This is a genomic window from Actinomadura sp. NBRC 104425 (genome assembly GCF_030269545.1).
Lineage (GTDB): Bacteria > Actinomycetota > Actinomycetes > Streptosporangiales > Streptosporangiaceae > Spirillospora > Spirillospora keratinilytica.
This window is the reverse complement of sequence record NZ_BSTN01000016.1, coordinates 146,205-156,060: the sequence shown is the minus strand read 5'-3', so window position 1 is coordinate 156,060 and position 9,856 is coordinate 146,205. Positions and strand designations below refer to the sequence as shown.

Below are 9,856 nucleotides of genomic sequence, written 5' to 3'. Positions count from 1 at the left end.
CCGGGGCCGGCCCGGCCCGACCCGGGGCACCCGGATCGCGGCCATCACCGCGGTGAACCGGGTGCAGTCATTGACATTGCCGCCGGTCACGACCAATCCCAGCGGGCGTCCTCTGCCGTCGCAGGCCAGATGGATCTTGCTGGTCAGCCCGCCCCGCGAGCGGCCGAGCACCTGGTGCCCCCCTTTTTGCGGGCGCCGGCGGCGTGCTGGTGAGCACGCACGATGGTGGAATCCACCGCCACCAGCCAGTCGACGTCCCCGGCCGCATCCGCCCGTGCCTGGGCGACCTGCAGCATCCGCGTGAACGTCCCGTCGGCGGCCCACCGGCGGAAGCGGGTGTGCAGCGACCGCCAGGACCCGTACCGCTCGGGCACGTCCCGCCAGGCCACCCCGGAACGGAACTTGAACACGATCCCGTTCAGCACCCGCCGGTCATCGGCCCGCGGACGGCCCATCCGCTGCTTGGGCAGCAACGGCTCCAGCATGGCCCATTCGGCATCGGTCAGCTCATGACGACGAACCACGCATCACATGATCGTCATGCACGACCCGTTACGCAGCCACTTTGACGACACTGCCTAGACCGGTTCGGCGGCGACGTGGGCCCAGTTCTGGGTGAACCACAACTCACCGCCGATCACGCGGGGTTTGGCGCCCGTGCGGGGACCGCCGTTGACCTCCTCCAGGAGCGCGGCGCGGATGCGGTCGGCGGCGCGCGGGTCGCGGGCCTCGGCCAGCCACGGCTCCGCCGGGCGCTCCACGGTGAACACGTCCAGCCGCCGGACCCAGGCGCCCGCCGCGGTGATCAGTTCGGTGAGCCCGGCGATGGACGGGGTGCCCGGGTGGTCGGGGTCGCGCAGCCGCTCCAGCCGGTCGCGGTCGGGCCCGGCCAGGTTGGGACGGACCAGTTCGGCGACGATCAGTCTCCCTCCGGGGCGGCACACCCGAAGCAGCTCGCGCAGCACCCGCTGCGGGTCGCCCAGGTGCAGCAGCGAGAAGCGGGCGGTGACCAGCGTGAACGAACCGTTCCGGTAGGGCAGGGCGGTGGCGTCGGCGCGGACGGTGGGCGTGTCGGGGTCGTGGCGGCGGACGCCTGCCTCGTACGGCAGGGCCCGCATGGGGGAGACGGGGCCGTCCGGGCCGCCGCGCGGCGGCGCGTCGTGACCGGCCGCGTGGGCCAGGGGCCGGGACATCGGCTGCGTGTCGCCCGGGAGGTGGCCCTTGCCGGGTGTGTGCGCTGGGCCGGTGCCGAACGTCACCGTGGGCGTCCGGCCGTTCTGCTCGCGGAGCGCCGGTGGCTGCGCGTCCACGGCGGTGACGTGGCGCACCCACGGGCGCAGCGCGTCCGGCATCGGCCCGGCGCCGCGCGCCACGTCCAGGCAGACGTCGTCGATCGAGGGTTCGGTGAACTCCAGCAGCCGCCGCAGGTGCGGGGCGACCGTGCCGCCTGGTTGGTGGATGGGCGTCGCCGGTTGCGGCACGTCTGTCTCCCTCGGCTCAAGGTCGGCTCGCCGGGCGACCCCCTCGCGGCGCCGGCTTCCCGGGCTCCGGCACGAGGGCTGGGGAGAGGGTCGAGGCCTCTTCCCGTTATTGACTCACCGGGAGGGAAGGAAGTTCGGGCTCAGCGGAGGGTCTGGCCGTACAGGGCGAGCACGGCGATCACGAACACGATGATCACCGCCATGCGTGTCGGCACCGTCAGCCGCAGCTTCCCCGCCACCCACCGCACGCAGTATGCGCACAGCAGGGCGGTGACGGTGAGAGCGAGGATCCCTTCCATGGTCACCTTCGTTCCGGGGACGGGTGCTGTCCCTTGAACGATAGACGGGTCGGAAAACCCTCAACCCAGTGCTCGAACCGCGTTCGGTGCGGAGATAGCCTCACGGACGTGGCAGATGCGAAGCAAGACCAGAAGCGTGACCGGTTGGACGACCTTCTTGCGCACGTGGCGCGCGGCCGGATCGCCCTCGGCGTGGCGGGGCTCGCCGCGCCGCGGCTGGCCACCCGGCTGACGGGCCTGGGCGGCGCCCCCGATGCGGGCCGCGACTTCGTCGTGCGCATGTTCGGCGCCCGCGAGATCGTCCTGGGCGCGGGCTACCTGCTCGCCGACCGGGCGGGCCGCCGGACGTGGGCGCGGTACGGGCTGCTGGCCGACGCGCTCGACACCTTCTCCGCCCTCAAGACCCGCGGCGGCGTGCCGGCGTGGGCCACCGCCGCGGCGGTCGCCGCGGCCGGGACGTGCACCGCGCTCGGCGCCGCCAAGACCGCCGAGGACCTCCTCGACTGACGTGCCAAGCTCCGATCCGGCGGCCCGCCCTCGTCCCGGCCGGCCGCCGGCCGCGCTGCGGCGAGACCGGTGGAAAGGGCCGCCTACCATGGCCAACGCCCCTCGCCGCGGTGTGCCGGGGCACAGGAAAGGGGAGGGAAAGGGAGACCCCGGTCATATGGCGCTACCGCCGGGGCGATGTAATCTCGTACTGACGACCGAATCTCGCTCGGTTTCGGGACGGAACCGAACCCCACACTCATGGAGGCGCAGTGGCCGAGGCGTACATCGTCGGCGCGGTCCGTACCCCCGTCGGCACCAAGAAGGGCGCCCTGAAGGACGTCCACCCCGCCGACCTGGGGGCCCACGTCCTCCGCGAGCTGGTCGACCGCACCGGCGTCGACCCGTCCGCGGTGGAAGACGTGATCATGGGCTGCGTCATGCAGGTCGGCCCGCAGTCGCTGGACATCGCGCGCACCGCGTGGCTGTCGGCGGGCCTGCCCGAGAGCGTGCCCGGCGTGACCATCGACCGCCAGTGCGGTTCCTCCCAGCAGGCGATCCACTTCGCCGCGCAGGGCGTGCTGTCGGGCACCCAGGACCTGGTGGTGGCGTCCGGCGTCGAGCAGATGGCCATGGTGCCGATGGGCTCGTCGGTCGCCATCGCGCTGGAGAAGGGCATGCCGTTCCCCTACGGCGAGGGCTGGGGCGAGCGGTACGGGCAGCAGGAGATCTCCCAGTTCCGCGGCGCGCAGCTGATGGCCGAGAAGTGGGGCTTCAGCCGCCGCGACATGGAGGAGTACGCGCTGGAGAGCCACCGGCGCGCGGTGCGGGCCATCGAGGCGGGCTACTTCGACCGGGAGATCGCCCCGATCGCCGGGCTGAGCAAGGACGAGGGCGCCCGCGCCGACACCTCGCTGGAGAAGATGGCCGAGCTCAAGCCGCTGCGCGACGGCTGGGACCTGACCGCGGCCGTCGCCTCGCAGATCTCCGTCGGCGCCTCGGCGCTGCTGATCGCCTCGGAGGAGGCGGTGCGGCGGCACAACCTGACGCCGCGCGCCCGCATCCACACCCTGGCGGTGTGCGGCTCGGACCCGGTCTACATGCTGACCGGCCCGATCCCGGCCACCGAGAAGGCGCTGGCGCGGTCCGGGCTGAAGATCGACGACATCGACGTCTTCGAGGTCAACGAGGCGTTCGCGCCGGTCCCGATGGCGTGGGCCCGCGACACCGGCGCGTCGCTGGACAAGACCAACCCCAACGGCGGCGCGATCGCGCTGGGCCACCCGCTCGGCGCCACCGGCGGCATCCTGATGACCAAGCTGCTGCACGAGCTGGAGCGCACCGGCGGCCGGTACGGCCTGCAGACCATGTGCGAGGGCGGCGGCCAGGCCAACGCCACCATTATCGAGCGGGTCTGATCCGCTCCTGAGCGGATTGCGGTCCGGTGCCGCGCCGGGCCGGATTCCGCGGCCGACCGCGTGGCGGGCGGAGCCTTCCGGGCTCCGCCCGCCTTCGTGTATTCCGGGGTTCTTCCGTAGTCCGCAAGGAGGGGCATGTACGAGACGATCCTGTACGGGACGGCCGACCGCGTCGCCCGGATCACGCTCAACCGGCCGCAGGCCCGCAACGCGCTCAACGACCGGATGGTGGACGAGCTGCTCGACGCGTTCGCCCGGGCCCGGGACGACGAGGACGTCCGCGTGATCGTCCTCACCGGGGCCGGGGACCGCGCCTTCTGCGCCGGCGCCGACCTCGGCGGGCTCGGCGCGGCGCAGGACGGCGGCCGCCCGCTCGCCGACCCTGAGGCGATCCGGGCCAGTGCCCCGTACCGGCTGTTCACCGCATTCCCCCGGCTGGGCAAGCCGATCATCGCCCGGCTGGCCGGGCATGCGGTGGCGGGCGGGCTGGGCCTGGCCGCCGCCTGCGACCTGGTGATCGCCGCCGAGGACGTCACGCTGGCCACCCCCGAGATCAATGTGGGCCTGTGGCCCATGATGATCATGGCGATCGTCAACCGGAACGTCGCGCCCAAGCACGCGTTCCGGCTGTACTACACCGGCGAGCGGATCAGCGCTGCCGAGGGCCGCGACATCGGCCTGGTCACCGAGGTGGTGCCGCGCGCCGAGCTGGACGCGCGGGTGGACGCGCTGGCCCGCCTCATCGCCGCCAAGAGCCCCGCGGCCCTGCGCCGGGGGCGCGACGCCTTCTTCGCCGTCGAGGGGCGCCCGTTGGAGGAGCAGGTGGCCCACCTGCTCGGCGAGCTGGTCGAGCTGGCGGCCGGCGACGACGCCAAGGAGGGCGTCGCCGCCTTCCTGGAGGGGCGCGCCCCGCGCTTCGAGGGCCGGTGAAGTCAAGCGTTCGGCGAGGATGTTTCAAATCCTCGTGAAAGGAAATATACAAGGCGAGTTGGAGGTTTACTCCAAGCGAAGGTCGAAGAACCGACTCTGCGGAGGTGGCGATCATGCTGCTGACCACGATCGACCCGTTCGTGCAGGAGTTCGAGCGCCAGTTCGACCGGCTCACCCGGCAGGTCTGGGGCCAGGCGGCCGAGCAGGGGATCATGCCGATGGACGGCATCCGCCGCAAGGACGACGTCCTGCTGCGCTTCGACCTGCCCGGCATCGACCCAGAGAGCATCGAGGTGACCGTCGACCGGGGCGTGCTGACGGTGACCGCGCGGCGCGAGGAGGAGCACACCGAGGACGACCGGATCTTCGTCCGCGAGCGCGTCATGGGCTCCCTGACCCGGCGGGTCTACCTGTCCGAGCACCTGGACGCCGACAACATCGAGGCCGCCTACAAGGACGGCGTGCTGGCCGTCCGGATCCCGGTGCTGGAGCAGGCCAAGCCGCGCAAGATCGAGATCAAGCGCGCCGGCAAGAAGGCGATCGGGCGCTGACACCCGGCGCCGAGACACCGAGCACGGCGCGGCGGGCGCGGTCCCGCCGCGCCGTCGCGCATGCCGGGTGCGCGCACCGGGAACTTTCCGGCATGATCGGGCCAGGGACCAGGATCGGACGGATGACATGGCGACGTTGCCGATCGACGACGACCACGCCCCCCTCTACTCGGTGGGCCAGGTGGCCGCGATGCTCGACCTGCGCCAGGCGTTCCTGCGCCGGCTGGACGAGTACCAGGTCGTCCGGCCGCGCCGCACCGAAGGCGGGCAGCGGCGCTACTCGCGGGTCGAGATCACCCGCGTCCAGTACGTCGTGGAGCTGGTCGAGGAGGGCCTGACGCTGCCCGCGATACGGCGCATCCTGGACCTGGAGGCGCGCGTCCAGGAGCTGGAGCGCCGGCACGAGGCCGACCAGCGCCGCATCCGCGCCCTGGAGGCCCGCCTGCGCGGCCGGGACGCCGCCCGCTGACCCGCACCCGCGGCGGCGCGGGCGGGGCAGGTGGGGCGCGGGCGGGTCACATGGTGTCACATGGTGAAGGTGAGGGTGCGCTGGATGCGGGCGGCGGTGGCCTTCATGCGGTGCACCGACGCCTCGATGCGGGGCAGCTTGCTGGAGCGGCACGAGACGGCCAGCGCGCCGACCACCGAGCCGGTGGCGTCGGTGACCGGGACGGCGGCGCAGCCGGTGCCGATGGCGTACTCCTCGTGGTCCAGCGACACCGGCGTCGGGGCGTCCAGCATGCGCAGCAGGCGGTTCGGCTCGGTGATGGTGTGCGGGGTCAGGTCGATCAGCGGATGGCGCGACAGGTAGTCGCGGCGCCGCTCCTGGTCGAGCTGGCGCAGCACGCACTTGCCGATCGCGGTGGCGTGCGCGGCCTCGGTGAAGCCGACCCACAGGTCGACGCGCGGGGTGCGCGGGCCGTCGGCGATGTCGATGATGCGAATCTCGTCGTCGACGTGCATGCCGAAGTAGGAGGCGGCGCCGAGCTCGTCGCGCAGGGCGACCAGGGTGGGCCGGATGCGGGCCAGCAGCTGCTGGGTCTTGCTCTGCCCGTGCAGCGCGGTGATGCGGTCGCCGAGCACCCACACGCCGTCCGACAGCCGGATGGCGTAGCCTTCGTGCGCCAGGGTGCGCAGCAGGTGGTAGGTCGTTGCGAGCGGCAGGCCCGCCTCGCGGGCGAGTTGCTTGGCCGGTGCGCCGTTTGGATGGGACGCCACGGCCTCCATCAGGTGCAGTGCGCGCTGCACCGACGCGATGAGAGTCGGTTTCCGTGTCTCATCCATCACGCACAGCGAACCCCTCTTGCAGTGCAGGGTCAAGTCGTTCGACGACACTGATCTTATTGGATCATCTTTGCTCTCCTTTGACCGGGCCTTTTGCTGATTTGGATGTCGCGGCATCGGGGGTTAAGTCCCGTCCTTGACCGGTGTTCTCACCGCAGTGCTTATAGGTGTTTCCGGTGCGTCACAGGGGGCATCTCCAGAAACCAGTACACGGAGCTACTCACGGGTACAACCTGGCAGTAACTTCGCGGGTAGCGACGGAGCGCGTCGGAGGAGCCGACATGAGCCAGTCGAGTCACACCACCCGTCCGGCCGGGGGCGCCGCCCCGGGCGCGGTCGACGAGCGCACCGCACGCAGGGTGGCCGAGGAGGCCCGGGAGACCGAATGGCGGCTGCCGAGTTTCGGCAAACAGCTGTTCATGGGGGATTTCCGGCTCGATCTCGTGCATCCCCATCCCCGGCCGGACGAGGAGTCCCGGCGCACGGGCGAACAGTTCCTGGCCCGGCTGCGGGAATTCTGCGAAACCAAGGTCGATCCACAGGTCATCGAACGGGAGGCGCGCATTCCCGACGAGGTCGTCAAGGGACTGCGCGAGCTCGGCGCGTTCGGCATGAAGATTCCGCGCCGGTACGGCGGGCTCGGGCTCAGCCAGCTCTACTACGGCCGCGCGCTGATGCTGGTCGGCTCGGTGAGCCCGGCCATCGGCGCGCTGCTGTCGGCGCACCAGTCGATCGGGGTGCCGCAGCCGGTCAAGCTGTTCGGCACCGCCGAGCAGAAGGAGACCTGGCTGCCGCGCTGCGTCAACGAGATCAGCGCCTTCCTGCTCACCGAGCCGGACGTCGGCTCGGACCCGGCCCGGCTGAGCGCCACCGCCGTGCCCGACGGCGACGAGTACGTGCTCAACGGCGTCAAGCTGTGGACCACCAACGGCGTCGTCGCCGAGCTGCTGGTGGTGATGGCGCGGGTGCCGCGCGGCGACGGCCACCGCGGCGGCATCTCGGCGTTCGTGGTGGAGGCGAACTCGCCCGGCATCACCGTGGAGAACCGCAACGCGTTCATGGGTCTGCGCGGCATCGAGAACGGCGTCACCCGCTTCCACGACGTGCGCGTCCCGGCCGCCAACCTGATCGGGTCCGAGGGCGCCGGACTGAAGATCGCGCTGACCACGCTGAACACCGGGCGGCTGTCGCTGCCGGCGCTGTGCGCGGCGGCCGGCAAGTGGTCCACCAAGATCGCCCGCGAGTGGTCGCGGGAGCGGGTGCAGTGGGGCCGCCCGGTCGGCGAGCACGAGGCGATCGCGCGCAAGGTGGCGTTCATCTCGGCCACCGCCTACGCCATGGAGGCGATGGTGGACCTGGCGTCCCAGCTCGCCGACGACGAGCGCAACGACATCCGGATCGAGGCGGCGCTGGCCAAGCTGTGGAGCACGGAGATGGCCTGCCGGATCGCCGACGAGCTGATGCAGCTGCGCGGCGGCCGCGGCTACGAGACGGCCGAGTCGCTGGCCGCCCGGGGCGAGCGCGGCGTGCCGGTCGAGCAGTACGTGCGCGACCTGCGCATCAACCGGATCTTCGAGGGCTCCACCGAGATCATGCACCTGCTCATCGCCCGGGAGGCGGTGGACGCGCACCTATCGGTGGCCGGGGACATCATCGACCCCGAGGCGTCCCCCGCGCAGAAGGCCCGCGCGGCGGTGCGGGCGGGCGGCTTCTACGCGCGCTGGCTGCCGACCCTGGTGACGGGGCCGGGCCAGCGTCCGGGCTCGTACGCCGAGTTCGGGCCGCTGGCCAAGCACCTGCGCTACGTCGAGCGGACCTCCCGCAAGCTGGCCCGGGCGACGTTCTACGCCGCCGGCCGCTGGCAGGGCGAGCTGGAACGCAGGCAGGGGTTCCTGGGGCGGATGGTCGACATCGGCGCCGAGCTGTTCGCGATGAGCGCCGTGTGCGTCCGCGCCTACTCCGACGCCGCGAACGGTGCGATGTTCGGCCGCAACGGGCGCGACCCGGGCCCGTCGGCGCTGCGCCTGGCGGACGCGTTCTGCCGGCAGGCCCGCCTGCGCATCGACGAGCTGTTCAGGGGGCTGTGGCACAACACCGACGTGCTCGACCGCAAGCTCGCCCGGCAGGTGCTGGACGGCGACTTCATCTGGCAGGAGGAAGGGGTTCTGGACCCGTCCATTCCTGGGCCGTGGATCGCGCACGCCGAGCCGGGGGCCGCCCAGAAGGAAAACGTGCACCGCACCATCGGGTGAGAGTCTCCAGACGCATTCGTCCCCTGCCCTGAGCCTCCGACCGGTGGCCGTCGCGCAGTGCCACCATATGAAAACCGCCTGACTGCGATCTTGTGCGCTCTGTCGCTATGTTGCGGAGCGCGGCGTGCACCGAGGTAGCCGGGTGACGCCGGATCATGGCCGGTGCGGTAGGGGCGCCGGTGGGGGACGAGTGCGAAAGGCCCATCCCGATGCTCAGTGTTGTCGTGGACGACACGCGGGATCCGGCATGGAACCTCGCTCTGGACGAGGCGCTGGCGCGCGCGGGCGTCCCGTCGCCCATGACGCTCGGCCCGGGCTGGGCGGGGCCGGGGCTGGCGCGTGACGCGGAGGGCGCCCTGCCGAGGGACGTCGTCCGGTCGGTGGTCGAGGCACCCGTGCTGCGCGTCTGGGAGAACGGCCCCGGCATCGTCGTCGGACGCTTCCAGGACCTGGGCCGCGCGGTCGACCTGGCCGCCTGCGCGCGCGACGGCGTGCGCGTGGTGCGCCGGGCCACCGGCGGCGGCGCCCTCTACACCGGGCCGGGCTGCCTGCTGTTCACGCTGGTGCGGCGCCTGCCTCCCACAGGCGGGCCCGCGGCCCGCCCCGGCACACGACCCGGTGCGCGTCCCGGCGCCCGCCCGGATTCCCGCCCCGACCTCGACGTGCTCGTGGCCAGGGCCGTCCGGCGGCTCGGGCTCCCCGCGAGGGCCCTGCGCGGCGGTGCCGTGCGCACCGCGCGGCTGCGCACCCGGCGCGCGGTGCTCACCCACGTCGCCGTGCGCGTCACGGAGGAATGCGTGCTCGGCGACCGCTACCTCGCCGAGGGCGAACGCACGGGCCAGGCGGGCGGCGGCTCGCTGACCGGGCACGGCGCCGAGGTGACGCCGGACGCCGTGCGGTCGGCGGTACTGGCCGCCGCCGCCGAGTCCTACGGCGACGCCTGCACGCGCCGTCCCAACGCCATCGAGCAGGCGTGCCGCGACCATCTCTACGCCGTCCGGTACGGCGACTTCTCCTGGCATCTGACGGGCGCGCCCGCCCGCCGCGGGATCTGCTGGGAACAGATCTGCCGCTGAGCACCCCCGGTGATCCCGCCCGATAACCATCCCGACGGCGCGCCGTGGGACGCGTCACGGGAAAAACGACGCGTCTACC

10 protein-coding genes and 1 pseudogene are annotated in these 9,856 nt (G+C 72.4%); 7 read left to right on the top strand and 4 right to left on the bottom strand.

The features are described 5' to 3' along the window. The 3 genes and pseudogenes from QSK22_RS23150 to QSK22_RS23140 form a co-directional block, all read right to left on the bottom strand. Window positions 1–485: pseudogene (locus QSK22_RS23150) on the bottom strand (IS5 family transposase); the annotation flags it as partial. 93 nt (window positions 486–578) lie between these two features. After that, the gene (locus QSK22_RS23145; RefSeq protein ID WP_285496417.1) at window positions 579–1,481 is read right to left on the bottom strand and encodes a class I SAM-dependent methyltransferase; all 903 of its coding nucleotides are present in this window, start codon (window positions 1,479–1,481) and stop codon (window positions 579–581) included. 140 nt (window positions 1,482–1,621) lie between these two features. Next, window positions 1,622–1,780 carry a hypothetical protein gene (locus tag QSK22_RS23140; RefSeq protein WP_285496416.1) on the bottom strand — a complete coding sequence of 53 codons (159 nt, stop codon included), beginning with the start codon at window positions 1,778–1,780 and terminating at the stop codon, window positions 1,622–1,624. Between the two features lie 108 nt (window positions 1,781–1,888). On the opposite strand from QSK22_RS23140, the gene QSK22_RS23135 reads away from it, so the two are divergent. The 5 genes from QSK22_RS23135 to QSK22_RS23115 all read left to right on the top strand — a co-directional run bounded on the left by QSK22_RS23135 (window position 1,889) and on the right by QSK22_RS23115 (window position 5,634). Further along, window positions 1,889–2,287: a hypothetical protein gene (locus tag QSK22_RS23135; protein ID WP_285496415.1), complete on the top strand. Its 399-nt coding sequence runs from the start codon at window positions 1,889–1,891 to the stop codon at window positions 2,285–2,287. Window positions 2,288–2,538: 251 nt separating this feature from the next. Beyond that, window positions 2,539–3,684: an acetyl-CoA C-acetyltransferase gene (locus QSK22_RS23130; protein ID WP_285496413.1), complete on the top strand. Its 1,146-nt coding sequence runs from the start codon at window positions 2,539–2,541 to the stop codon at window positions 3,682–3,684. Between the two features lie 135 nt (window positions 3,685–3,819). Further along, window positions 3,820–4,614 (top strand): enoyl-CoA hydratase-related protein, encoded by a 795-nt coding sequence (locus tag QSK22_RS23125; RefSeq protein ID WP_285496412.1) that lies wholly within the window; start codon window positions 3,820–3,822, stop codon window positions 4,612–4,614. Window positions 4,615–4,727: 113 nt separating this feature from the next. Continuing rightward, window positions 4,728–5,165, top strand: a complete 438-nt coding sequence (locus QSK22_RS23120) for an Hsp20/alpha crystallin family protein (protein ID WP_285496411.1) — start codon at window positions 4,728–4,730, stop codon at window positions 5,163–5,165. Window positions 5,166–5,292: 127 nt separating this feature from the next. After that, complete coding sequence (locus tag QSK22_RS23115) at window positions 5,293–5,634, top strand: MerR family transcriptional regulator (RefSeq protein ID WP_285496410.1); 342 nt, start codon at window positions 5,293–5,295, stop codon at window positions 5,632–5,634. A 56-nt stretch (window positions 5,635–5,690) separates the two neighbouring features. Here the strand turns inward: QSK22_RS23115 and QSK22_RS23110 are convergent, their stop codons facing one another. Further along, window positions 5,691–6,449 carry an IclR family transcriptional regulator gene (locus QSK22_RS23110; protein WP_285496409.1) on the bottom strand — a complete coding sequence of 253 codons (759 nt, stop codon included), beginning with the start codon at window positions 6,447–6,449 and terminating at the stop codon, window positions 5,691–5,693. A gap of 281 nt (window positions 6,450–6,730) precedes the next feature. Here QSK22_RS23110 and QSK22_RS23105 point away from each other — a divergent pair, with 281 nt between their 5' ends. Both QSK22_RS23105 and QSK22_RS23100 read left to right on the top strand, forming a co-directional pair. Further along, window positions 6,731–8,701, top strand: coding sequence for an acyl-CoA dehydrogenase family protein (locus QSK22_RS23105; protein ID WP_285496408.1), 1,971 nt, complete (start codon window positions 6,731–6,733; stop codon window positions 8,699–8,701). Between the two features lie 224 nt (window positions 8,702–8,925). Next, window positions 8,926–9,777, top strand: coding sequence for a lipoate--protein ligase family protein (locus tag QSK22_RS23100; protein WP_285496407.1), 852 nt, complete (start codon window positions 8,926–8,928; stop codon window positions 9,775–9,777). Window positions 9,778–9,856: the final 79 nt, after the last annotated feature.